Annotated in this window: 18 protein-coding genes; 13 read left to right on the top strand and 5 right to left on the bottom strand. The window is 65.3% G+C overall.

Features of this window, described 5'->3' with window-relative positions; genetic code table 11:
* The first annotated feature begins 112 nt into the window (after positions 1 to 112).
* Together V8V93_RS04880 and V8V93_RS04875 are read left to right on the top strand one after the other, a co-directional pair.
* On the top strand, positions 113 to 2,245 hold the full coding sequence (locus tag V8V93_RS04880; RefSeq protein ID WP_338669241.1) for a glycosyltransferase: 2,133 nt from the start codon (positions 113 to 115) through the stop codon (positions 2,243 to 2,245).
* Positions 2,226 to 3,818 (top strand): glycosyltransferase family A protein, encoded by a 1,593-nt coding sequence (locus tag V8V93_RS04875; protein WP_338669240.1) that lies wholly within the window; start codon positions 2,226 to 2,228, stop codon positions 3,816 to 3,818. The genes V8V93_RS04880 and V8V93_RS04875 overlap by 20 nt, the downstream gene beginning before the upstream one ends.
* 123 nt (positions 3,819 to 3,941) lie before the next feature.
* On the opposite strand, the gene V8V93_RS04870 is transcribed toward V8V93_RS04875, so the two are convergent.
* Positions 3,942 to 4,265: an AzlD domain-containing protein gene (locus V8V93_RS04870; protein WP_338669239.1), complete on the bottom strand. Its 324-nt coding sequence runs from the start codon at positions 4,263 to 4,265 to the stop codon at positions 3,942 to 3,944.
* A complete protein-coding gene (locus tag V8V93_RS04865; RefSeq protein WP_338669238.1) occupies positions 4,258 to 4,953 on the bottom strand; it encodes an AzlC family ABC transporter permease in 696 nt (231 codons plus the stop codon). The genes V8V93_RS04870 and V8V93_RS04865 overlap by 8 nt, the downstream gene beginning before the upstream one ends.
* Positions 4,954 to 5,070: 117 nt before the next feature.
* On the opposite strand from V8V93_RS04865, the gene radA reads away from it, so the two are divergent.
* The 7 genes from radA (at position 5,071) to ada (ending at position 12,302) form a co-directional block, all read left to right on the top strand.
* On the top strand, positions 5,071 to 6,393 hold the full coding sequence (gene radA / locus V8V93_RS04860) for a DNA repair protein RadA (RefSeq protein ID WP_338669237.1): 1,323 nt from the start codon (positions 5,071 to 5,073) through the stop codon (positions 6,391 to 6,393).
* 9 nt (positions 6,394 to 6,402) lie between these two features.
* Positions 6,403 to 6,873, top strand: a complete 471-nt coding sequence (locus V8V93_RS04855; protein WP_338669236.1) for a DinB family protein — start codon at positions 6,403 to 6,405, stop codon at positions 6,871 to 6,873.
* Positions 6,874 to 7,013: 140 nt separating this feature from the next.
* A complete protein-coding gene (locus V8V93_RS04850; RefSeq protein WP_338669235.1) occupies positions 7,014 to 8,354 on the top strand; it encodes a glucose-6-phosphate isomerase in 1,341 nt (446 codons plus the stop codon).
* A 4-nt stretch (positions 8,355 to 8,358) separates the two neighbouring features.
* Entirely contained in the window at positions 8,359 to 9,780 is a 1,422-nt protein-coding gene (locus V8V93_RS04845; RefSeq protein WP_338669234.1) for a sensor histidine kinase, read from the top strand.
* A gap of 20 nt (positions 9,781 to 9,800) precedes the next feature.
* Positions 9,801 to 10,571 carry a hypothetical protein gene (locus V8V93_RS04840; protein WP_338669233.1) on the top strand — a complete coding sequence of 257 codons (771 nt, stop codon included), beginning with the start codon at positions 9,801 to 9,803 and terminating at the stop codon, positions 10,569 to 10,571.
* Between the two features lie 52 nt (positions 10,572 to 10,623).
* Complete coding sequence (locus tag V8V93_RS04835) at positions 10,624 to 11,100, top strand: LysM peptidoglycan-binding domain-containing protein (protein WP_338669232.1); 477 nt, start codon at positions 10,624 to 10,626, stop codon at positions 11,098 to 11,100.
* Between the two features lie 134 nt (positions 11,101 to 11,234).
* Complete coding sequence (gene ada, locus V8V93_RS04830; protein ID WP_338669231.1) at positions 11,235 to 12,302, top strand: bifunctional DNA-binding transcriptional regulator/O6-methylguanine-DNA methyltransferase Ada; 1,068 nt, start codon at positions 11,235 to 11,237, stop codon at positions 12,300 to 12,302.
* A gap of 241 nt (positions 12,303 to 12,543) precedes the next feature.
* Here the strand turns inward: ada and V8V93_RS04825 are convergent, their stop codons facing one another.
* Together V8V93_RS04825 and V8V93_RS04820 are read right to left on the bottom strand one after the other, a co-directional pair.
* Complete coding sequence (locus tag V8V93_RS04825; RefSeq protein ID WP_338669230.1) at positions 12,544 to 12,876, bottom strand: STAS domain-containing protein; 333 nt, start codon at positions 12,874 to 12,876, stop codon at positions 12,544 to 12,546.
* A 20-nt stretch (positions 12,877 to 12,896) separates the two neighbouring features.
* A complete protein-coding gene (locus V8V93_RS04820) occupies positions 12,897 to 15,488 on the bottom strand; it encodes a SpoIIE family protein phosphatase (RefSeq protein ID WP_338669229.1) in 2,592 nt (863 codons plus the stop codon).
* Positions 15,489 to 15,652: 164 nt separating this feature from the next.
* On the opposite strand from V8V93_RS04820, the gene V8V93_RS04815 reads away from it, so the two are divergent.
* The gene (locus V8V93_RS04815) at positions 15,653 to 18,181 is read left to right on the top strand and encodes an ABC transporter transmembrane domain-containing protein (protein WP_338669228.1); all 2,529 of its coding nucleotides are present in this window, start codon (positions 15,653 to 15,655) and stop codon (positions 18,179 to 18,181) included.
* A 245-nt stretch (positions 18,182 to 18,426) separates the two neighbouring features.
* Positions 18,427 to 18,756, top strand: coding sequence for a carboxymuconolactone decarboxylase family protein (locus V8V93_RS04810; protein ID WP_338669227.1), 330 nt, complete (start codon positions 18,427 to 18,429; stop codon positions 18,754 to 18,756).
* Between the two features lie 1,909 nt (positions 18,757 to 20,665).
* Here V8V93_RS04810 and V8V93_RS04805 read toward each other — a convergent pair.
* Positions 20,666 to 21,838: a pyridoxal phosphate-dependent aminotransferase gene (locus V8V93_RS04805; RefSeq protein WP_338669226.1), complete on the bottom strand. Its 1,173-nt coding sequence runs from the start codon at positions 21,836 to 21,838 to the stop codon at positions 20,666 to 20,668.
* 182 nt (positions 21,839 to 22,020) lie between these two features.
* Between V8V93_RS04805 and V8V93_RS04800 the strand changes: the two genes are divergently transcribed.
* Positions 22,021 to 22,482 carry a hypothetical protein gene (locus V8V93_RS04800; protein WP_338669225.1) on the top strand — a complete coding sequence of 154 codons (462 nt, stop codon included), beginning with the start codon at positions 22,021 to 22,023 and terminating at the stop codon, positions 22,480 to 22,482.
* 18 nt (positions 22,483 to 22,500) lie between these two features.
* A complete protein-coding gene (locus V8V93_RS04795) occupies positions 22,501 to 23,817 on the top strand; it encodes a MerR family transcriptional regulator (protein ID WP_338669224.1) in 1,317 nt (438 codons plus the stop codon).
* The last annotated feature ends 27 nt before the right edge of the window (positions 23,818 to 23,844 follow it).

The raw sequence follows: 23,844 nt of genomic DNA, 5'->3' as shown, positions 1-23,844 counted from the left end.
TTGCCCGCATACCGGGCCCGGACCGGGGGCGCGGGGCTTCCTCCATCCTTTCTTGCTCAGGTCCCGCCCATCTGCTACTTCTCGGAAGCTTGAACGCAAACGAGAAAAAACGATGAGCATATCCATACCCGTCCTCTGCTACCACAACGTGTCCGACGTGAACGGGCACACGCCCGAAATGTTTCGCGAGCACCTCGACGCCATGACCGACGCGGGTTGGCGGACCATCTCGGCCCGCGACCTGCTGGCCGTGACGCGAGGGGAGATGAAGCCGCCGAAGAAATCCCTGGTCCTGACCTTCGACGACGGCCACGTGTCCAACTGGATCACCGTGGTTCCGGAGCTGGAAAAACGGAACATGACCGGGACCTTCTTCGCCCTCACGGACTTTACCGTGCCCGGCGGGGTGCGCACGCCCGAGACCGCGCCCGCGATGCGGCACATGCGCGAGGTATTCCGGGCCGCCTTTATCGACGGCGACTTCTCCCAATTCATTAATGAAGGCGAGATCCGGGCCATGCTCGACAAGGGCATGGAGGTCTTCTCCCACGGCTGCCGCCACCAGGCCGCGTTCACCAACCTCATCCCGCTCGCCCCGCTCGGGGACCCGGGAGCCCACTGGGGCGGCTGGGCCGTCTACCCCGGCCACCAGGACGGCTGGCCGACCTTCAAGGCGGGCAGCGGATACGTCCATGACGGTTTCTGGCCCGTGTTCGAGGGCCGGGGCGAGCCGCGCTTCGTCAAACGGAGCGAGGCGGAACGCCGGGCCTTCTGCCGCCGGGACTTTCGCCGCAGCATCAAGCGCATGCGCGAACTGAACGGCCTGGACGAGCAGCTCTTCTGCTGGCCCTGGGGCCAATTCGACCCGGTGGCCGAAGAGGAACTGAAGGCGGCCGGATACGCGGGGGCCTTCACCCTGGAGCGGTGGTCCAACACGCGGGGCACCGATCCCTTCCGGCTCAACAGGCTCGGGGTGTCCGCCAAGAAGGACGGCAAGTGGGTCCAGGCCCGGCTGCGCATGTACGCGGGGACCACGTCGTCCAGGTTATTTTTCAAGAAATACCGCAAGAAGCCGGAGATATCCTCCGTGCTCTACGCCACGGACTCCAACAAGCTGTCCGGCGGCAGCCGCCAGATGGTCAACAACATCAAGGCCATGGCGGACATGGGGCTGAAGGTCTACGCGGTGGTCACCCCGGACACGGCCATCAACGGGGCTCTCGACCCCCTGAAAGGTGAAAACGTGGAGGTCATCCACTTCGACGGCTTCAGCCAATACGTGCAGGCCGGGAAGTTCCTCAAGGCGCTCATCGCGGAAAAGCGCATCGACGTGGTCCACACCTTCCACAACCGGGCGTACAAGATGGGCGTGCTGGCCCGGCTCATGGGCGCGAAGTTCAGGCTGTTCATCAACCGGGGCGTCATCTCCAAGCCCAACGCCGTGTTCTTCCTATGGACCGCGCTGAGCGACGGGGTCATCGCCAACTCGGCCCAGTGCGCCGAGGTCATGCGCAAATACTGGGTGCGGGGCAAGCGCCTCAACGTGATCTACAACGCTTATGCCGGGCCGGATCTCGGCGAGCCCAGGCCGCGCAAGAAGCGGGGCACGCGCTACATCTACGTGGGCAACTCCGTGGACATCAAGGGGTTCGATGTCTTTCTCAAGGCCGCCGACCGCCTCTGCCAAGGCGGGGCGCGCGACCTGGAGTTCGTGGGCGTGGGCGTGACCGACGACAAGCTGGCCAAGTTCGACGACATATTCACCCCGGTGGTCCGCGAGCGCTACCGCAACGCGGGCGAGATTCCCCACGCCGAGGTCCTGGACGAGCTGCGCTTCGCCGACGTCCAGGTCATCTCCTCGCGCAAGGAGAGCCTGCCCAACGCCCTGCTCGAAGGGTTCGACCTCGGCCTGCCCGCAGTGTGCACCCGCGTGGGCGGCATCCCCGAGGTGGTCCGCGACAACGTGAACGGCTTTCTCTGCGCGTCCGAGGACGCGGACTGCCTGGCCGAAAAGATGCGCCTGCTGGCCGAGGACCCGCCGAAGCGGTTCGCCCTGGGCCTGGCGGGCCGCCGGGTGGTGCGCACCCTGCTGACGCCCGAGGTCAAAGGGCGCAACCTCATGCGCGTGTACATGGGCGAGCGGCTGTACGAGCCCCTGCCCATTGAGGACATGGCCGTGCCCGAACCGCCCGCCGAGGCTGCGGCGGATGTGGAGGAACATCCCCATGAGCACGGGCCGCGCTGACGCTCCGGCCGCCTTCTGGCGCGCCCTGCCCGAAGACCTCAAGGCCCTGCTGCGCCTGGGGTTCACGGGCCGGTCCCACCTGCTCGACGTGGCCGGGCGCTGCCTGCGCGCGGGCCGGACCGAGCTTGCGGAAACCCTCGCGGGGGCCCTCGCCGAGATCGCCGGGGACGCCCTGAACACCCTGGCCGCCGACCATCCGCTGGACGGCGGGCTGGCCGCCGAACTGCTGGCCACCGGATCTGCCGTGGCCCTGCTGCCCCCCGAAACCCTGGCCCGGCTGCGCATCCTGGCCGACCATTGGACGCGTCCGGCCGACGCCGCGCCGCTGCTCGACATCCTGGCCGCCCGCGATTTCGGTCGGATCCGCGCCTTCCTGGACCGGGCCGTGCGCGACGAGCCCGGCAACCTGTTCTGGCGCGAGCAGGCCGTAACCGTCGGCGCGGTGGAAAACGCCCCGGACTTCGTCTTCGCCTGCCTGGAGGCCGTGGCGCCCGAGGCCGTCCGCCCGGTCCTCGGCGTGGCCATGACACGCGCCCGAGCCCTGTTTTCCCCCATGGGAACTCCGCCCCCGGAAGCGCTGCTCGCCGCCGCCCGCCGAGCCCCGTGGAACGCGAGTCTGGTCCTGCGCGCCTTTGACGCGCTCTCGGGTGTGGCCGTTCAGCGTTGCCCGCTGCCTGGCCGGACCGCCGTGCTGCTCTATTCCTGGAACAAGGCGGACGAACTCGACGCCACCCTCGCCTCGCTGCTCGCCGCCGACCTGACCGGCTGTTCGGTCTTCGTCCTGGATAACGGGTCCACGGACGGAACCGCCGAGGTCCTGGCCCGCCGGGGGGCGCGGTTCGCAGACGTTCTCGGCGCGGACCGGTTCACGGTGGTTTCCTTGCCGGTGAACATCGGAGCGGCCGCCGCGCGCAACTGGCTGCTCCATCTGGACGCGGTGCAGGCGCACGATTTCTGCTGCTATCTCGACGACGACGTGGAGCTGCCGCCCGACTGGCTGGCCCGGTTGGGCGCGGCGGTCAAGCGCTATCCCGAGGCGGGCGTATGGGGCTGCAAGGTGGTGGACCACGCCAACCCGCTGTGCATCCAGAGCGCGGACAGCCACCTGGCCATGGACCCCACGGAACGGGCCGACCTGACCCGGCTGGCCCCCAATCCGTTTTCGCTCACGGACCTGCACGTGCAGACGCTCGACACCGGCGGATTCGATTTTCTGCGCCCCTGCGCGTCGGTCACCGGCTGCTGCCACCTGTTCCGCACCCGGACCCTGCTCGAATCCGGCGACTTCGCCATCCAACTTTCCCCGTCCCAGTACGACGACATGGAGCACGACCTGCGGCTGTGCGAGGCGGGCCGGTTCCCGGTCTACCAGGGCCACCTGGCCGTGCGCCACAGGAAACGCACCGGCGCGGCATCCCTGACCTCGGCGCAGGAGCACGGCAGCGCGCTGGGCAACAAGTACAAGATGCAGACCATGCACACCCGCGCCGACATCGCCGACGCCCTCACGGCCGAGCAGGCTTTGCTCGAAGCCGACCTGCTCGGCAAGTTCGAATACCTCGAAGGGGTGTAGGGGGCTCCTGCGGCGGGCCATGCCGAGGTCCGGAAATAGACTGCACGTTCCCCACACCGGCGTCGCGCAAACGAGGACAATCCCCCGCGTGCAACAAGGCCCGCCGCCAGGCGGACCGCCCCGCTACAGTATGGCGCGCAGGAGCCAGAGCGTCGCCATCCCGCTGAGGATGGTCACCAGGATGTTGCGGGTCTTCCGGGCCGCCAGCACGGCGACCAGGGCGGCCACGGGCCGGGCCAGGCCGACGGGCCCGCCGTCGGTGCCGTGCAGCAGGACCGCGGGCACGATGATGGCGGGCAGGACCGAAGCCGGGATGAAACGGAGCATGCGCACTACGGCCTCGGGAAAGGTCACCCGGTCCACGACAAGGATGAAGGAGAAGCGGATCAGGAAGGTCCCCAGCCCCAGGAGCAGAGCGACCAGCCAGTAGTACTCCGAATCAGTCACGCGCAAGCCTCCTCTCGGCCAGGTATCCGGTCAGGATGCCGGTCACGGCCCCGGCCATGAGCCCGAGATTGTACGGCAGGCCGTCCGCGAAATAGGCCACCAGCCCGGCGGCCAGGGCGGCGAGTCCTGCGGGCCGGTCCTTGATGGCGGGCACGACCACGGCGATGAAGGTCAGGGGCACGGCGAAGCCCAGGTCCCAGGCCGGCGGGATTATGGTACCCACCGACGCGCCGAAGACGGCCCCGATGGAATAGGACACCCAGACGGCCATGGCCGCGCCAAAGAAGTAGAACGGTTTGTTGACCTCCCCGCCGTCCTCCCGATGGAAACGGGCGATGGCCAGGGCGTAGGCCTGGTCCGACAGGATGAACCCGAGCAGGGCCCGGCCCGGCAGGGGCATGGTCTTCAGGTGCGGGGCGATGGACGCCGAGTACATGAAGAAGCGCAGATTGATGATCAGCCCGGTGAGCACGACCACGGCCAGGGAGGCGTGGTGCTCCATGAGTTGCAGGGCCGCCAGTTGGCTGGCCCCCGCGTTGATGGCCCAGGTGAAACCGAGCGCACCCCACAGGGACATGCCCGCACCCGCGCTGACCGCGCCGCAGATGAGCCCGAAGGGCACCATGCCGAGCAGGATGGGGATGGAGTCCCGCGCCCCGGACAAAAAGGAATATTTGATACCGTTCATGAATATTGATCCACCGATCAATGGGGATACAGCCCGACTCGGCCGCCGTCAACGCATTAATTGTGCAGTTTCATTCCAGACTGGACTTTTGGCCGCAAATGGCGGGATACTCCTGCAATGAAAACAAAGGAAACCTACCGTTGCGCCGCATGCGGCGCGCAGTCCCCCCGCTGGCAGGGCCAGTGTCCGTCCTGCAAGGAATGGAACACGCTCGAAGCCGTGACCGTGTCGAAGAAGACCTCGGCCCCGGTGGGCGCGGCCGCGTCACAGTCCTCGCCCCAACTCCTTGAGAACCTGGAGAGCGAGCACCTCGGGGCCCGGCCGTCCGGGCTGCCCTCCCTGGACGACCTGCTCGGCGAAGGATTGGTGCCGGGCGCGGCCATCCTGGTGGGCGGCGAGCCCGGCATCGGCAAGTCCACCCTGCTCCTGCAGCTGGCGGGCAGCCAGGCGCGGCTCGGGCACACGGCGGTTTACCTGTCCGGCGAGGAGTCCCTGCCACAGCTCAAGTCCAGGGCGGGCAGGCTCGGGCTGCTCGGCCCCGGCCTGATGGCCATGGCCACCAACAAGGTCGAGGACGGACTGGCCGTTCTGGAGGGACCCAATCCGCCGGAGCTGCTCATCGTGGACTCGGTCCAGACCCTGGCCTCGCCGCTGGCCGAGGGCATCCCCGGCTCGGTCAGCCAGGTGCGCGCCGTGTCCAGCGAACTGGTGGAGAAGACCAAGAAATGCGGGACCACCCTCATCCTGGTGGGCCATGTGACCAAGGACGGCCAGATCGCCGGGCCCAAGCTGCTCGAACACATGGTCGACACAGTCCTGTACCTGGAGGGCGACCGCAAGCATTTCTCGCGCATCCTGCGCGTGCTCAAGAACCGCTTCGGCCCGAGCGACGAACTGATCGTCTTCACCATGAAGGAGCAGGGGCTGGAGGTGGTCGAGGACCCGGCGACCTTTTTCCTGGGCGCGCGGGACCCGTCCCTGTCGGGCACGGCCATGGCGCTGGCGGTGGACGGGCAGCGGCCCTTTGCCGTGGAGGTCCAGGCCCTGGTCTCCAAATCCTTCCTGACCATCCCCAGACGCACGGCGCTCGGCTTCGACACCAACCGGCTGAACCTGCTCCTGGCCGTGCTCGAAAAGCGCCTTCGGCTCAACCTGAGCGGCCACGACATCTACGCCAAGATCACCGGCGGGCTGGCCTCCAGGGACCCCGGCCTGGACCTGGCCGTGGTCGCCGCGGTCATGTCGTCCTTCTACGACCAGCCCCTGCCCGAGGCCTCGGTCTTCTGGGGCGAGATCGACCTGAACGGACAGGTCCGCCCGGTGGCCGCCCACGACGTGCGCCTCAAGCAGGCTGGCCGGCTGGGTCACGGCCCGGTCTGCCATTCGGGCACGGCCCCGACCCTGGCCGAGCTGCAACGGCTGCTCTTCGGCAAACGCTAGGAGGATACGATGTTCGAACCCGAGGCCATGCGCGACAAGGTGGAGGCCTTTGACCGGCTGCTATCGGCCACCCCGCCGGAGGTGGCGCACATCCGGCCCGCGCCCGACGCCTGGACCTTGACCGAGATCGTCGGGCATCTGGTGGATTCGGCCTCCAACAACCACCAGCGGTTCGCCCGCCTGCGGATGGGCGACCTCGACTCCTTTCCGGGCTACGAGGCCGAAGCCTGGGTCAAGGCCCAGGGATACGATGGATTCGACTTCGCCGCGCTCGCCGGACTCTGGCGGCAATACAACGCCTTCCTGCTCCACCTGGCCGCGACCACGCCGGAGACGGCCGCGGGCAATGCGTGGGCATCGGAGGGCAAGTCCCTGACCCTGGAATCCTTGGTCGGGGACTACTACGAGCACCTCTCGCTGCACACGGAGCACTACGCGCGGCGGCTCGCCGAGGTCAGCGATCCCCTTCCGCCCGCCTGAGCGGGCCGGGACGCTCCCTTACTTTTTCCCAAAATAATGGTACCCTCGCCCATCGTGTGCTGTATGGTATCCGGCACCATCAAGACCCGTTCGCGCCGCGCGCGAGCCCGTGAAGACAAAACCTCAATAAGGAGGAAAAGATGGCTGACATTCTCGACTGGACCAACGCGGACCTCGAACGACTCGATATGGCGACCTATGAAGACAAGGCGGCGGACATGGCCGCGCGCCTGCGCGAGGAAACCGGGGCGGGCAGACTGCCCTTCCTGACCATGCCCTACGCGGCCGAACTGAGGGAACAACTTGCCGGGCTCAAGGGCTACCTCGAAGGCTTCGAGCACATGCTCCTGCTCGGCATCGGCGGCTCGGCCCTGGGCGCCCGCGCCCTGCAAAAGGCCTTCTATCCCAGCCAGGACCGGCCCGGCCACACGAACAGAAGCCTGTGGATCGCGGACAACGTGGACGCGTACGCCCTGGATGCGTACATAGAAAAGCTCCCGCCGGAGAAGACCGTGGTGGTCACGGTTTCCAAGTCCGGCGGGACCATCGAGACCGTGGGCCAGTATTTCATTATCAAGGAGTGGATGAAGGAGCGGCTCGGCGACAAGTGGGCCAAGCACATGCTCCTGGTCACCGACGCGAAGCAGGGCTTTTTGCGCGGCGAGGTCGAGGCCTACGGCATCAAGGCCCTGCCCGTGCCCGACAATCTCGGCGGGCGCTACTCCGTGCTCTCCGCCGTGGGCCTGGTCCCGGCCCTGTTCCTGGGCATGGACATCGACGCCCTCCTCAGCGGCGCGCGCGAGGTAGCCGACGTCCTGGCCGACCCGGCCCTGAGCGGCGAAACCCTGGCCGGAACCCAGGCATTTCGCCTGGCCGCCTGGGGCGCGGCGCTCATGGACAAGGGCTTTACGGAGATGATCTTTTTCGCCTATATCCCCTTGTGGGCCAGCTTCGGGGACTGGTTCGCCCAGTTGTGGGCCGAATCGCTGGGCAAGGAAGGCAAGGGCAGCCAGCCCGTGCCCGCCGTGGGCGTGACCGACCAGCACTCGGTGAACCAGATGTTCATGGACGGCGTGCGCAACAAGGCGTGCCTGTTCCTGACCTGCCCGACCCTGCCCGCCGGGCCGAGTTTCCCGGCCGACCTGCCCGACCAGTTCGCCTACGTCCGGGGCAAACCCTTCGGCGAGCTGATCCAGGCCGAGGGGCTGGGCACACGCATGGCCCTGTCCAAAAACGGCGTGCCCCTGGTGGAAATCCAGGTGGGCGCGGACGGGCCGAAACAGGCGGGCAAGCTCATCGGGCTGCTCGGCGCGGCCACCATCCTGACCGGCTGGCTCATGGGCATCAACCCCCTGGACCAGCCCGCCGTGGAGCTGGGCAAGCGGCTGGCCAAGGCGCGCATGGACGCGGACGGGCTCGAGGACGAGAAGGCGGACCTGAACGCCTTCCTGAACGCACAACGAGATTTACGGGAGTTCTGAGTCATTGCCGAATAATCGTGAGGAAGGCAGCAGCCCGCTCCAGTTCGTCCGGGTCATTTCCTGGACCCTGCTGGTCATCATCCTGAGTTTCAGCCTGCTGCTGTCGCTCTTCATCTCCAAGTACGCGGAGCAGACCCTGCTCGAAAAGCAGGAGGCCTTTGCCCTGCTCCTGGCCGAAAACGTCAGCCACCAGTTGTTCACCCGCTTCGTCATCCCCACGGTGTTGAAGTTCGGGGCCATCCGGCTGCGCAACGAGGACCAGGCGGGCGCCATGGACAAGGTGGTCCGCTCGACCATCCACAGCTTCCACGTGTCCTCCCTGCGCATCTACGACCGCGAAGGGAACATCACCTATTCCCTGAACAAGGACGAGGTGGGCAGCGAGGGCAACGCCGATTACATGGTCAACAAGACCTGGGAAACCGAGGACTTCAGCGCGGAGATCCTGTCCAAGGTCTCCAAGATCGCCTCCCTGTTCCGGGTCAGCCTCGACCCGGGCTCCATGGTCCTGCGCGCCTATTACCCCCTGCGGGTCGAACGCAGCCTGACCGACATGGAGGCCAACCCGATCATGGGTATCCTGGAATTCCAGCAGGACATCACCGCCGACTACCTGGCCACGCTGAACTTCGAGCGCCTGATCATCGCCTTCTCCCTGGTCACCTCCCTGGTCCTCTTCTTCCTGGTCCTGACCGTCCTGCGCCGGGCCGAACGGCTGTCCAACAGGCAGTTGCGCGAAAAGGAACGGCTCATCTTCGAGCTCCAGCAGCAGGAAAAGCTGGCGGGCATGGGCCGCATGGTCGCAGGCGTGGCTCACGAGATCCGCAACCCGCTGGGGATCATCTGCTCCAGTTCCGAGCTGATCCTGAAAAAGGCCAAGAAGGAGAACAACTCCAACGTGCGCATCCTCGAGGCCCTGCACGAGGAGGCCAAGCGGCTGTCGCGCACGGTCACGGAGTTTCTGGACTACGCCCGGCCCAAGAAACCGGCCATGCACGACGTGGACATCCGGTCCATCCTCGACCAGGTGGCCGTCTTTCTGGAGCCCGAGTGCGAGAAGCTCGGCGTGACCGTGGACCGCGAATTCGAAGGCGACATGACCACCAAGGGCGACAAGGACCTGCTCTACCGCGCCTTCTACAACCTGGTGGCCAATTCCCTCCAGGCCATGAACGGACCGGGCGAGTTGTCCATCCGGGCGGCCCGGGGCGAAGAGGGGTTGCACGTGACTCTGGTCGACACCGGGCCCGGCTTCGACCCCGCACACCTGGACCAGGTGCGCGACCCGTTCTTCACCACCAAGGACACCGGGACCGGCCTGGGACTGGCCCTGGTCTCGACCATCTTCGAAAGCCACGGCGCGGAGATGGCCTTGAGCAACGCCGAAGAGGGCGGCGCGCGGGTGGACGTCATCTTCCCCGCCTAACCCCCAAGGAGCGCGAGAAAATGTCGAAAGCATGGATACAGGCCAAACACTCGGAGTTCGTCCGGGATCTGTTCAAGTTCTTCTGCCAGGCCTGCGACCAGTTGGAGAAGCAGTTCATCCGCTTTGACGAGGACGGCACTGTCGAGTTCGACGTGGTCAAGGATCTGGTCGGCACCGAGATGAACAAGGGGCTTTTGTGGCGCATGAAGGACACGGCCCACCACGTCTTCCGCAACGACCCCCACGCCCAACTGGGCGGGCAGTTCCTGGACTGGGCGCTGGGCTACATTTTCCACGAGACCCTGAAACTCAAGGAGGACGCCTACCAGAAACAGAACTACGCACCCTGGTTCCACCGCCTGTACGAGGGCGACCTGAACGCCTCGGAAAAGGACGTCACCGGGCAGCTCTTCCAGGTCCTCAACCAGACCGAGGAGTCCATGCGTCGCGAGATCGACCGCATCCGGTTCATCATCGCCAAGTGCCGCCAACTGCTCCCCTACTACCTGCACCGCTACAGCGACAACGTGCTGCTGGCGCGCTACATCTTCTCCCAGAACGAGCTGGTCCGGGCCGTGTTCGCGGACGAGTACGAAGGGCTGGTCTTCGCCATTTACGGGCACGAACCCGAGCGGATGTACATCCTGGCCAGCCAGTCCCTGCGCCTGGGCGGCTGGGTGGACGAGGCGGCCCATGCCTTGGACGAGGCGATCAAGGAGAACCCCGCTAGCAAAATGGTGTTGCAAGAAAAGAAAATTATTGATAATTGGGCAAATAGAATACATACATGAACCAGCGTTACGCTGGAACTTATGAAACGAGCTTTATTTGAGGAGGCCGTCAATGAAGAAGCTGATTTTACTGGCAATCGCCCTGTGCGTCATGCTCGCCTGGGGTTGTTCCAAGAAAGTCCAGACCGAACCCGAAGTGGTTGTGGTCGAAGAAAAGGAAGTCATCGTCGAACAGCCCGCGCCCGCGCCCGTGGTCGATCCCATGGCCGTGTACAAGGCTGAGTACGATGCGCTGCCCGTGACCCATACCGTGACCAAGGGCGAATGCCTGTGGTGGATTTCCGAGTACAAGCACGTGTACAACGATCCGTTCATGTGGCCCCTGATCTACAAGGCCAACCGTGACAAGATCAAGAATCCCGATCTGATCTACCCCGGCCAGCAGTTCGACGTGCCCCGCTACGGGTTCGACCTCGAGGAAGTGAAAGCCTCCCGCAAGGAAGCCGGTGCTCCCTGGAAGGCCCTTGAGCCCGGCCAGGATGCCGTCATCCCCGCGGAGATGCGCGCCGCGCTCGGCTACAGCTTCTAACGGCCAGCCTCACCAGCCATACAGGCCCGCCCGTCCGTCGTGGACGGGCGGGTTTTTTGTTGCCGCCCGGCAAAACCGGATTGCAGCACAAGAAACGGATGGTTTTGCCCGGCGCATGCGGGTATCTTGGACCCATGACCTCCAAGCAATCGCCATATGACGACCGCCTCCGGGCGGTCCTGAATCGGGACGCCTCGGCCTCGGGGTTCGTCTACGCGGTACGCACCACCGGCGTCTACTGCCGCCCCGGCTGCCCGTCGCGCTCGCCCAACCCCGAGAATGTGCGTTTCTTCGACACCCCGGCCCTCGCCGAGCAGGCGGGCTTCAGGCCGTGCAAGCGCTGCCGCCCGGACGCCCCGGACCACCTGGACGCGCGTTCCGCCCGCGTGGCGGCCGCCTGCCGGACCATCGAACAGTCCCTGGCCGACGGCGCGGCGCCGCCGTCCCTCGAAGACCTGGCCCGCGGCGCGGGGCTGAGTCCGTCCCATTTCCAGCGTCTGTTCAAGACCCGCACCGGGATCACGCCCAAGGAGTACGCCCTGGCCGTGCGCGACGGGCGGGTCCGCGAGGCCCTGGCCAAGGGCGTGTCCGTGACCGAAGCCATATACGCGGCGGGCTTCGGCGCGCCGAGCCGGTTCTACGAACGCGCCGGCCAGGCCCTGGGCATGCCGCCCGCCACGTACCGCAGGGGCGGGCGCGGGTTGACCATCCGCTACGCCACGGCCGACTGCTTCCTCGGCGTGGTCCTGGCCGGGTTCACCGACCTCGGCATCTGCGCCATCGAATTCGGCGACGCCCGCGAGCCCCTGGTCCAGGCCCTGCGCCAACGCTTCCCCGAGGCCGACCTGCACGACGCCCAGGGTGAACTCGCCCCCCTGCTCGCCGAGGTGGCCGCCTTTGTCCGCCGCCCGGACCGGGGACTGGACCTGCCCCTGGACATCCAGGGCACCGCCTTCCAACAGCGCGTCTGGCAAGAGCTCATGCGCATCCCGGCGGGCGAGACGCGGACCTACGGCGATGTGGCCCGCGCCCTGGACGCGCCCGGGGCCGTCCGCGCCGTGGCCGCGGCCTGCGCCGCCAACCCCCTGGCCGTGGCCGTCCCCTGCCACCGCGTCCTGCGCAAGTCCGGCGAGCTGGCGGGCTACCGCTGGGGGCTGGAGCGGAAGCGGCGGCTCCTCGAAATCGAGCGCGAGTCCGAATAGGCGAAGGGGGACGCGCCCGATGGAGAGACCGGCACACGGTCCCCCTCGTCCGGCCGACCCAAAAAAAGACCCCGCCGAAACCCGGCAGGGTCCATTGTCACCGTTCTTCATTGCCGCGAAACGGCGAAGCGGGAGGGACGGCAGCGCCTTCCACCTGATCCGCCGCCGCGCACACGCCCGGCCGTGGGGCCAAAGCCCCCGGACGGAGTCGCGGACGGTCCGCGGCGGGGAGCCGCTCGCGCTAGACCGCCCCCAGCGCGTCGGCGCGGGAGGGGTAGAGCGAAAAGATCTTGTCGTATCCGGAGACTTCGAAGACCTCCTGAATATAGTCCTTGACGCCGCAGATGGCCACCGTGCCGGAGTTCTTCTTGAGGCGCTGGTAGGCCAGGACCAGTACGCGCAGCCCCGAGCTGTTGATGTAGTCGAGGCCGGAAAAGTCGAACAACAGCTTGGTGGTGCCGTTTTCGAGCAGGCCCAGGACCTTCTCCTCAAGGGCCTGGGTGCCCTCGCCGTCGAGGTTGCCGTCCACGGCGAGGATGACCACCCCGCCTTCGTCGATCTGAGTCAATGCCATTCTCTCCCTCCGTATGGTCCCTAGCCCTGCACCGGGCAGTGGGTCTTGCTGATGTTCTTGTGCAGGGTCAGGACGTTCTTGCCGTTTTCTCGTTTGTAATGGATGCCGTGCACCATGTTCTTGATCAGGTGGATGCCCAGGCCGCCCACGGGCTTGGCGCGTTCGTCCAGGGGCAGGTCCAGCTCGGGCTCCGGGGCCTCGAGAATGTTGAAGGGCTCGGAATCGTCCTCCACGCGGATGGTCAGCCGGTCGCCCTGAAGCGCGATGGTCACGTCGATGGGGTGCTCGTCGAAGTCGGCGTATCCGTAGGAGATGATGTTGGTGATCAACTCGTCCAGGACCAGGGTGAGGTGGAAGATGATCTTGGAGTGCAGGCCGTATGCCGTGCCGAAGGCTTCCACCTTGGGCTGGAAGCACTTGAAGCAGTTTTCCTTGTTGGTCATGCGAAAGGAGATGGAATGCCGAGCCATGTCCGTGCCGCCTGTTCCCTTCTTGACCACGACGACGGCGATGTCGTCCTCCTGGCCGTTGCCCTGAAAGGCCTCCACCGCAGCCATCATGGCCAGGCGAATCCCCTCAGCACTTTTATGGGCGTTCTCCCGGATGATGGCAAGCATTCTCTTCTTGCCGAACATTTCGCCCTCGGCATTGCGCGCTTCCCACACCCCATCCGTGGCCATGACCAGGATCTCGCCCTCCGCGAGCATGGCTTCGTTGGTCGCGTAGGCATAGTCCTCGACCACGCCCAGCGGGAGGCCCTCGCCGTGCAGCTCGCCGAACTCGGCCGTGTCGGGGTTGTACCGGATGGCCGGATCGTGCCCGGCCCGGACCCAGAGTACCCGGCCCGAGTCCGCCTTGAGCTGGAGATAGAACAGGGTCAGGAACCGCCCGGTGCCGTCCAGGTCGCGCGCGAGCACCCGGTTGATGGCGCCCATCCGTTCGTGCGGGGCCATCTCGATGTCGGACAGGGTATGCAGCTGGCCCCTGGCCGCAGCCATGACCAAGGCCGAAGGGATGCCGTGGCCGGACACATCGCCCACGACCACCGCCAGACAGGGAGGCTCTCCTCGGCAGACCTTCAGAAAATCGTAGTAGTCGCCGCCGGTCTTGTCGCAATAGAGGATGCCGCCCGAGATGTCGAACCCGGACAAATCCGGCTCCGCGCCGGGCAGCAGCAGCCGCTGGACCTCCTGGGCCACCTCCATGTCCCGGTTCAGGTGCATGAGTTCCTTGAGCTTGGGCCCCATCTCGTTGATGGACTGGATGAGGTCGTCGCGCTCGTCCCCGGTGCGGTTGTCGATGTGTGCGCTGAAATCGCCCTGGGTCAGCCGCTGGGCCACCTCGACGATGCTGAAGAGAGGCCGGGTGATGGCCCGCGAGCCGAACCAGGCGATGAGCCCGGTAATCAGCAGCATGACCCCGGAGATGACCGAGGACAGGACGCGCATTTCGGTGAACAGGTTCTGCAGGGAGGAGCCGACCTCGTCGGGCAGCTTGGCGACCACGGTCTTGGGCGCGATGACCAGAAACGACACGCTCGCGGTGGAGGCGAAGGCGCACAGGGACGGCTTGCCCTCGAAGGAGACGTCCACCACGCCGGTCTCGCGGGTGTCCAGGGCATGGAGCAGGATCTCATAGCCCACGGGCTCGTCAAAGGTCAGCCTCTTCTGCTCCACCGCGGTCGTCCAGTGGCGGCGGCCCTGCTCGTTGGGCTCCAACTGGACCAGGATGGGCAGCCCCTTGTCCGTGGGCTGTCCCTCGGGGATGCGCTCCACCAGGAAGGTGCGCACCTCGCCCCCCCAGCGGGCCTCGAGCTTCTCGTCCGGCATCATGGAGTGGGCCGGGATATCGATGGACACGGCCCCGCGGAAGCGGCCGGACGCGCCCCGCAGGGGGAAGGCCACCTTGGAGACGATGAAGCGGCTGGCCGGGTCCACACTGTGAAACCACTGGAAGGAATCCGCCGTCCGGATCTTCTTGTACCATTCCTGTTGGCGGGCGTCGTACCTGAGCGGCAACCGGCCGTGTCCGGGATAGGTCATCATCACGCCCGACTCCAAGGTCACGTTGATCCAGAACGGGGCCTCGGGCAGGTTTTGGAAGATGGTCTTGATGCCGTCCGAGGCCTGGAGCAGGCGGCGCATCTCGGGCTCCACGGCCCTCTCATCCACGCCGGCGGGCAGATGAAAGGTGGGGTGGTCGAAGCTGACCTGGATGAGCTGCTGCCCGTTGCCCATGGTCCGCCGGGAGTAGCCCTGCCGCCGGGCCGCGTCGGGCGGGGTCAGGTCCGGATCGCCGAAGTCGTTGGACAGGAACGGCACCGGCCCCTTGGCGGGCGGGGTCTTTTTCAGGACGCCGTCCACCTCGTGGGCCACGCCGATGGCGGCCAGCCGCATGGACTCGGAGCTGCGCTCCAGCAGGGCGAGCAGGGAAGAGGCCGTGTACTCGAACTCGTTGGAGACGATGTCCAAAAGCTCGCGCCGGGTCTGGTCTCCGGTCTCCTTGATGACGTCCTCGGAGGCCCGGCCCATGATCCCGCGCGAGATGAAGATGGGCGCCAGGCTAAAGGCCAGGAGCACCGCAAAGAATTTTAATCTGAGGGATATCTTCATACGCTTTTCCGGACGCCTTGCCGACAGTGCGCCGCACTTGCAGTTTGACCACAGATAGGGGGCAAATGTCCAACGCCCGCCCTTCCATTTCCATTATAATGCTTGGAAAACCGGTTGGGACCGTTTATACCGTACATGTTTCAAACTCGAAAAACGGATGGCCCATGCCGCACCCGAACGAACAAAAACGCATCACCAAGACCTCGCTCTATTCCTGGGTCCTGTACAAGAGCCTGCCGCTGCAGTTGATCGTGGTGGGCATCATCGTGATCACCGTGGCCATGCGCGTGATCCCGCTGGAGATGCAAAAACGGATCATCAACCAGGCCATCGGCATGAAGGATGTCTCGGCCCTGTGGCGCTACAGCGCCCTGTACATCGGGTCCGTGACCCTGGCCGGGGTGCTCAAGTTCGTCATCAACCTGATGCAGGTGCACATCGGGGAGCGGGCCCTCAAGTACATCCGCGAGCGGCTATACGAGCATCTGCTCTCCCTGCCCGTGCAGTTCTACCGCCGCACCTCGCCCGGCAACGTCATCTCCTACCTGATCACCGAGTTCATTCCGGTAGCCACGTTCGTCGGCCAGGCCGTGGCCGTGCCCGCGGTCAACGTCCTGACCTTCCTGGCCATGGCCGGATACATGATCAACCTCAACCCGACCATCGGGCTGATCTCCATCTCCATCTATCCTATAGAACTCTTCATCCTGCCGCGCATCCAGAAATATTTCCGCCGGGCCAACCGCCGCCGCATCAAGCACACCCAGGCGCTTTCCGGGTTGGTGGGCGAGGCCATCTCCGGCGTGCACGAAGTCCACTCGAACGCTTCCATCCCACTGGAAAAGCAACGATTTTCCAGGGTGCTGGACAAGCTTTACAAGGCCACGGTGCTGCAGAACGGCATCAAGTTCGGCATCAAGTTCGTGAACAACTTCTTCATGAGCCTGGGACCGTTCGTGCTCTTCCTCATCGGCGGCTGGTACGCCATCCAGGGCCGGTTCGACGTGGGCGCCATCGTGGCCTTCCTGTCCGCCTACGAAAAGCTCTACGACCCGTGGAAAGAGCTCATGGAGTTCTGGCAGGTCTACCAGGACAGCTCCGTGCGCTACAAGCAGATCATGCGCGCCTTCGACCACGCGCCCGAGTTCAAGCAAGTCACCGAGGGGCGCGACCCCTACCACCTGGACAACGACCTGGAGATCCACGACCTGTCCTTCGTGGTCGGCGGCAACGTCCGGCTGCTGGACGGCATCTCCCTGAAGATCAAGGGCGGCGAACACGTGGCCCTGGTCGGCTTCTCCGGGTCGGGCAAATCCACCTTGGCCCTGTGCGTGGCCCAGCTCTACAAGTACACGGGCGGCAGCATCCTGCTCGGCGGCCGCGAGGTCTCGGAACTGACCAAGCAGGACATCTCGTACAATCTGGGCATGGTCGCCCAACACCCCTTCATCTTCGACGGCACGGTCAAGGAAAACCTGCTCTACTCCTGCCGCTCCCTGGCCATGCAGGGCGGGCACTGTCCGGGCGGCGACGAGCCGAGCCTGGACGACCTGATCAAGATCACCCAACAGGTGGGGCTGTTCACCGACGTGCTGGCCTTCGCCCTGCGCTCCCGCCTGGACCCCGAGGCCGACAACCAGACCCTCAAGGAGGCCATCCTGGCCTCGCGCAAGGAGTTCCAGGAGGGCGAGGCGGGCATGTACGCGGACGTGGCCGAGTACATCGAGTTCTTCGACATGGAGTCCTACTCGCAGTACATGACCGTGGCCGAGAACATCGCCTTCGGCGCGGCCAACATGGAGCCGTTCGACCAGGAGCACCTGCACGTCCACCCCGAGTTCCAGACGTTCCTCGAAAACCACGGGCTGAGCGCGCACCTGACCGTCCTGGGCGAGACCCTGGCCCGCGTGGTCACGGACGAGCTCGGTCCGGAGCCCTCCCACGAGGACTTCCGCAACAGCCCCATCCCCGAGGCCGAGTACGGCGACTACCAGAAGGTCGCCAACCGGCTGGATTCGGGCGAGCCCCTGTCCGAGCAGGAACAGGGACTGATCATCAAGCTGGCCATGGGCTACATCCCCGGCATCCACAAGCAGGTGATCCTGGACAAAGGGTTCGCCAACCGTGTGGTCCGTTCGCGCCAGGATTTCATGGACCTGGTCACCGAGCGATACCCCGACGCCTTTACCTTCTTCACCCATGACAAGTACATCGATGCCCTGAACATCCAGGACAACATCCTGTTCGGCCGCGTGCGCACCGACGCCCAGGGCGCCGAAGAGGAACTGAACCACCGGATCATGCAGGCGTTGATCATGCAGGGCGCACTCGAACCCGTGGTGGAGATGGGCATGAACTTCCAGGTGGGCTCCATGGGCGACCGGCTGTCCGGCGGCCAGCGCCAGAAGGTGGCCCTGGCCCGGACCTTCCTCAAGGTCCCGCCCGTGCTCATCCTGGACGAGGCCACGGCCGCCCTGGACAACAAGTCCCAGGCCCGGGTGCAGAACATCCTGACCACCAACTGGAAGGGCAAATCCACGGTCCTGGCGGTCATCCACCGCCTGGACATGCTCCCCTATTACGACAAGGTCGTGGTCCTCAAGGCCGGCCGCATCGTGGAACAGGGCGAATACCAGGAACTCCTGGACAGCAAGGGGGCGCTCTACACTCTGGTTCACGGCAAGGAAGACTGACCCCCCCCTTTCCGAAGGGAAAGTGGAATCGGCCGATCCCGCCCTAAGACGCGGGATCGGTTGTTTATTTGAAAAAATCCGTAACAAAATTCATCAAAATCCCATTTTTTTCTCTTTTTTTCCGCTTTACAGCCCGTTTTTTTGAATGTACCCAATGAGCAACCCAATCGGGACTCTCTCCCTCTCATAGGCCCGGTCCAGGAGACGTTCTCCTGGACCGGACTCTACTTACCAAGGAGACCGCAATGCCGGAACCCGCTGAAAAAGCGACCGAACTCTTCCGCCAGATGAACAAGAACCGCCGCAACGTCTTCAAGGCGTATCAGGGGTTCACCGCGGCCATCAAACAAGGCAGCGCCATCGAGGACAAGTACCAGTCCCTGATCCTGATCGCCTGTTCCATCCTGTCCCAGTGCGACATGTGCATCTCGCTCCACGTGCAGAACGCCGTGACCTGCGGTGCGACCAAGGACGAGATCATCGACGCGGGGTTGCTGGCGGTAGCCATGGGCGGCTCCCCCAAGATGATGTACATGCGCTACGTCTACGAAGAGCTCGACAAGCTGTACGAATAGCAGGCGGGACGCCCCGCCGCCCCGATGCCGAGACAAGACGGCGCGCCATGCTTGGGCATGGCGCGCCGTCTTGTTTTTTAAAAATGGGAACGCGAAGTTCCGTCCGCACGTCCGCGTCGGGGTTGTGGTGGATTGCCATGCGGCGGGCCTTGTTGTGCGCGGTTAATTGTCCGCGCATCCGCGTCGGGGCTTTTGGCTGTCCACCTTACTTGTTTATTTCGCCTTTACGGCGACTTCCTTTTTTGCTGGCGCAGAAAAAAGGAAGCAAAAACTGCGCTGCGGTGCGAACGCGCGGAAGCGGACCCAAGAGCCCGTAGGCGGCTTCCGCTGGCCGGATGGATGTCTGCTGTGCAGACGCGATCCGGCCTGCGCTTCGCCGCCGGGGACGGGCTCTAGGGTTCGCTTCCGATTGCTGTTCTGCGTTTGTTGGGAATGGATTGCCGCGAAAAGCCCGACGTAAGAAGTCGTACACCGATGATTGGCCGCGCATCCGCGTCCGGGTTGGGGTGGATCGCCTGGCGGCGGGCCTTGTTGCGCGCGGGGCAATGGCCGCGCATCCGCGTCGGAGCTTTTGGCTGTTCTCCTTACTTTTTGATTTCGCCTTTACGGCGACTTCCTTTTTTGCTGGCGCAGAAAAAAGGAAGCAAAAACTGCGCTGCGGTGCGAACGCGCGGAAGCGGACCCAAGAGCCCGTAGGCGGCTTCCGCTGGCCGGATCGAAGGTCAGCTGCGCAGACGCGATCCAGCCTGCGCTTCGCCGCCGGGGACGGGCTCTAGGGTTCGCTTCCGATTGCTGTCCTGCGCTTGCAGGGAGTGGGCTGCTGCGAAGAGCCTGGCGTCAGAAGGCATGTGCCGAGGGGTGTCCGCGCATTCGCGGTCAGGTTTACGTAGTACGCCTGGATGTGGCTTGTTGTGCTCGATACATTGGCCGCGCATCCGCGTCGGGGTTGTGGCGGTTCGCCTGGCGGCGGGCCTTGTTGTGCGCGGTTAATTGGCCGCGCATCCGCGTCCGGGTTGGGGTGGATCGCCTGGCGGCGGGCCTTGTTGAGCTCGGGGGATTGTCCGCGCATTCGCGTCCGGGCGTTTGGTTGTCCGCCTTATTTAATGATTTCGCCTTTACGGCGACTTCCTTTTTTTGCTGGCGCAGAAAAAAGGAAGCAAAAACTGCGCTGCGGTGCGAGCGCGCGGAAGCGGACCCAAGAGCCCGTAGGCGGCTTTCGCTGGCCGGATGGATGTCTGCTGTGCAGACGCGATCCGGCCTGCGCTTCGCCGCCGGGGACGGGCTCTAGGGTCCGCTTCCGATTGCTGCCCTGCGCTTGCGGGGAGTGGACTGCTGCGAATGGACTGGCGAAAGAGCCTGTGCGCCATAGTTTGGCCGCGCTTTGCGGCAGAGTGGATCGGCCTTCCACGTTTGGCTCGGCAAAAGGCCCGGCAGGAACTCACTACTGTGGCCATGGAGCGATTCGGACGCGAGCGTCCGACAGCGGCTCTCTCAGTCCCGCGCCGAAGCACGGTCCACCGCGTCCTGCCGCCACTCTTCATTTCGCCCAAACGAGCCCTTGATCGGGGGGTTAGAAGCTGACGATTCGGGGCGGCGGCTCTTCGATTCGCAGCGAGCGCAGCGAGCCTCGAATCGGGAGCCGACCCGAATCGATCAGCTTCTTATCCCTCGATCTCCGGGCGGCCGCGTCCCCCTCCAAGGCCCTTTTTTTCGTCTATTTTTTTGGGCCAGCAAAAAAATGGACCCCGCCGGGAGGGCATGGAGAATTGTGTGGGGCTTCAGCCCCGCACAGCGGCTCTCAGCGGTGCAACCGCGCATTTTCCTCTTCCCCTTTCCGCCAAAATAAGAAGGCCGCCCCAAGGGGCGGCCTTCCTTATCTCTCAATTCCGGCGAGACGGCGGTACGCGGTCTATTTCCCGAGCAGCACCGAGCCCACCTTGGCCAGCGCCGACTTCAAGACCTCATCATCGACGGCGTACGAGAAGCGGATACACTTGTCGTCGCCGAACGCGGACCCCGGCACCAGGGCGACCCCGGCCTCTTCGAGGATCTTGGTGCACATGGACGCCGAATCCGGGGCGTCGTCGGTGTAGAACTTGTCCAGCACCGGGAAGAGGTAGAACGCCCCGTCGGGCTTGGGGCAGGCCGCGCCCCAGCCGGTGATGATGTCATAGGCGAGGTCGCGGCGGCGGACAAAGGCCTGCTTCATCTCGTCCACGATGTCCCACGGGCCGGTCAGTGCGGCCACGGCCGCGCGCTGGGTGATGGAGTTGATGTTGGAGGTGGATTGGCCCTGGATTTTGGTCATGGCCTTGACCAGGTCCTCGTGGGCCAGGGCGTAGCCCACGCGCCAGCCGGTCATGCAGAACGACTTGGACAGCGCGCCCACGATGGCCAGGGTCTCGGGGTACAACTCCCAGGTCTTGGCCAGTGAGACGGGCTCGAACGGGGGATAGACCAGCCGGTCGTAGACCTCGTCCGAGATGATGAAAATGTCGTTTTTGCGGGCCCATTCGGCGATGGCTTCCATCTGGACCTGGGTGTAGCAACAGCCCGTGGGGTTGGACGGCGAGTTGAGGATGAGCACCTTGGTCTTGTCGGTGCGGGCGGCTTCCAGCCCTTCCAGGGTGACCAGGTAGCCGTCGTCGGCGGTGGTGGGCACGTACACGGACACGCCGTCGGCCAACTGGACCATGGCCGGGTAGCTGACCCAGTACGGAACCGGGATGAGCACCTCGTCGCCGGGGTTCACCAGGGCCATGAGCAGGTTGTACAGGACCTGCTTGCCGCCGTTGCAGACGATAGCGTTGGCCGCCCCGGCCTGGGCGCCGTAGAACCGGCCGTAGTACCCGGCCACGGCCTCGCGCAGCTCGGGGATGCCGGGCACGGCGGTGTACCGGGTGAAGCCGTCGTCCAGGGCGGCCTTGGCCGCCTCGCAGACGTTGACCGGGGTGCAGAAATCGGGCTGGCCCACGGCCAGGCTGACGATCTCGCGCCCCTGGGCCTGCAGCTCCTGCGCCTTGGTGTTCACCGCCAAAGTGGCGGACGGCTTGATCCTCGCCAGACGTTCGGAAATTCGCATGGAAAAGCTCACTTTATAGTATGATTGATGTACAGGATCGCTGGTTTGCCAATAGACTAAAAAAAATCGAAGGTAAATCGCGTTCTTTCCCTATCGGGGAAAAAATTGCCGAACGGCTTGACCCGTCTATAGGTTCACAGTGCAGCCATGGGTTCGCAACCACCAATCAAAAGGAGATAGTCATGGCTGCATTCACCCCCGGACACCTCACGGTTTCGGCTGAAATGTTTCTGGATTACCCGGCCGAGGCCATCTGGCCTCTGCTCTGCCCGGTGCGCGAATACGACTGGATCGCCCATTGGCGCTGCGAGCTCCTGCACAGCGAGTCCGGCGTCAACGAATTGGGCTGCGTGTTCCGCACGGACTTCCCGGACGAAGGGCCCGAGGTCTGGTTGACCAGCCGGTTCGAGCCGTGCGAACGGCTGGAGTTCGTGCGCACGGGCCGGGACCGGATCGTCCACTTCGTCATCGGGCTCGCGCCCGAGAGCCACGGGACCCGGCTGACCTGGACGCACCACGTCACGGCCTTGACCGCAACGGGCAACGCCGGGCTTTCGGGAAAACCCGCAGCCTTTGCCGCCCAGATGGCGCTGCTTGAGCGCATGCTCGGGCATTATCTGGAAGCCGGCGAGATGCTGACATAAGACAAGGAGCGCACGGACATGTACACGGTGGGACGATTGGCCAAGCGGCACGGGCTGTCGCGCTCGACCCTGCTCTATTACGACCGCATCGGGCTGCTGCGCCCGTCCGGCCGGGCCAAGGGCGAGTACCGGCACTACTCGGACGCGGACGACGCCCGGCTGGGGCGCATCCGCGAGTACCGGCGGGCGGGCATCGCGCTGAATGAAATCCGACGCATGCTCGACGGGCACGCCGGGACCTCGGTGGCCGGGGCGCTGGAAAACCGGCTCGTGGAGCTGAACCGGGAGATGGACGGGCTCAGGGAACAGCAACGGCTGGTGGCCGGACTGCTCGGCCGGTCCGACCTCCTGGCCGAGGCCGAGGCCATGGACAAGTCCACCTGGGTCTCCCTGCTGGCCGCGGCCGGGTTCACCGAAACGGACATGCGCGACTGGCACGTCCGCTTCGAACGCAGCGATCCGGACCGGCACGAACGGTTCCTGCGCGCCCTGCGCATTCCGGCCCCCGAGATATCGGCCATCCGGGCCATGGCCGCCGCGCCCCACGAAATCCTCAACCTCAACAGGGAGTCAGGCAGATTCATGGAACTCTTCTTCAAGATATACGAGGGACTGGACCGCGAAGGTCCGGGCAGTTTCGCCATGACCGAGCGGGCCTACGGCCTGTGCGAAGGGTTGCCGGACAAGCCGGAAATCCTGGAGCTGGGCTGCGGCTCGGGCGGGGCGACCATCCCCCTGGCGCAAATCTCCGGCGGCACGGTCACGGCCACCGAGGTGTACCGGCCCTTCCTCGACACGCTGATCAAACGGGCCAAGGCGGCCGGGGTGGCCGACCGGATCATCGCCGCGGTCATGGACATGGGCGACGTCCGGGCCGAGCCCGAATCCTTCGACCTGATCTGGTGCGAGGGCGCGGCCTACATCCTGGGCGTGGACAAGGCGCTCGCGCAGTGGAAGCGGTTCCTCAAGCCCGGCGGCTGCCTGTGCCTCACGGACGCGGTCTGGCTGATCGACCGCGACACCGCGCCGGACGAGCTGCGCGGGTTCTGGGACCGGGGCTACCCGGCCATGCGCACCGCCGAGGCCAACAACGCGGCCGCCCGCAGGGCGGGCTATGCCGTACTCGGCGACTTCACCATCGACGAGGCCTGCTGGGACGCCTTCTACGGCGATGTGGAAAAGCGCCTGGACGATATCGAGCCGGTTTACGGCGGCGATCCGGACGGGCGGGCCATCATCGACATGACCCGCCACGAAATCGAACTCCACCGCCGCCATCCCGGCACCTACGGCTACCGGTTCCACGTCTTCCGCAAACCGCCTGCGAACGGCTAAATCGGACAGGCCCCCGCGTCTCCGGCG

The sequence above is a fragment of the Pseudodesulfovibrio sp. 5S69 genome (genome assembly GCF_037094465.1).
GTDB lineage: Bacteria > Desulfobacterota > Desulfovibrionia > Desulfovibrionales > Desulfovibrionaceae > Pseudodesulfovibrio > Pseudodesulfovibrio methanolicus.
This window is presented reverse-complemented; position numbering and strand designations above follow the sequence as displayed.

Bases quoted from the DNA above. Each gene is read 5' to 3' on its own strand.
- V8V93_RS04865 (WP_338669238.1), bottom strand. From the start codon at position 4,953: ATGAACGGTATCAAATATTCCTTTTTGTCCGGGGCGCGGGACTCCATC.
- V8V93_RS04850 (WP_338669235.1), top strand. From the start codon at position 7,014: ATGGCTGACATTCTCGACTGGACCAACGCGGACCTCGAACGACTCGAT.
- V8V93_RS04810 (WP_338669227.1), top strand. From the start codon at position 18,427: ATGCCGGAACCCGCTGAAAAAGCGACCGAACTCTTCCGCCAGATGAAC.
- V8V93_RS04855 (WP_338669236.1), top strand. From the start codon at position 6,403: ATGTTCGAACCCGAGGCCATGCGCGACAAGGTGGAGGCCTTTGACCGG.
- V8V93_RS04820 (WP_338669229.1), bottom strand. From the start codon at position 15,488: ATGAAGATATCCCTCAGATTAAAATTCTTTGCGGTGCTCCTGGCCTTT.
- V8V93_RS04805 (WP_338669226.1), bottom strand. From the start codon at position 21,838: ATGCGAATTTCCGAACGTCTGGCGAGGATCAAGCCGTCCGCCACTTTG.
- V8V93_RS04825 (WP_338669230.1), bottom strand. From the start codon at position 12,876: ATGGCATTGACTCAGATCGACGAAGGCGGGGTGGTCATCCTCGCCGTG.
- V8V93_RS04795 (WP_338669224.1), top strand. From the start codon at position 22,501: ATGTACACGGTGGGACGATTGGCCAAGCGGCACGGGCTGTCGCGCTCG.
- V8V93_RS04875 (WP_338669240.1), top strand. From the start codon at position 2,226: ATGAGCACGGGCCGCGCTGACGCTCCGGCCGCCTTCTGGCGCGCCCTG.
- radA (WP_338669237.1), top strand. From the start codon at position 5,071: ATGAAAACAAAGGAAACCTACCGTTGCGCCGCATGCGGCGCGCAGTCC.
- V8V93_RS04800 (WP_338669225.1), top strand. From the start codon at position 22,021: ATGGCTGCATTCACCCCCGGACACCTCACGGTTTCGGCTGAAATGTTT.
- ada (WP_338669231.1), top strand. From the start codon at position 11,235: ATGACCTCCAAGCAATCGCCATATGACGACCGCCTCCGGGCGGTCCTG.
- V8V93_RS04815 (WP_338669228.1), top strand. From the start codon at position 15,653: ATGCCGCACCCGAACGAACAAAAACGCATCACCAAGACCTCGCTCTAT.
- V8V93_RS04880 (WP_338669241.1), top strand. From the start codon at position 113: ATGAGCATATCCATACCCGTCCTCTGCTACCACAACGTGTCCGACGTG.
- V8V93_RS04835 (WP_338669232.1), top strand. From the start codon at position 10,624: ATGAAGAAGCTGATTTTACTGGCAATCGCCCTGTGCGTCATGCTCGCC.
- V8V93_RS04840 (WP_338669233.1), top strand. From the start codon at position 9,801: ATGTCGAAAGCATGGATACAGGCCAAACACTCGGAGTTCGTCCGGGAT.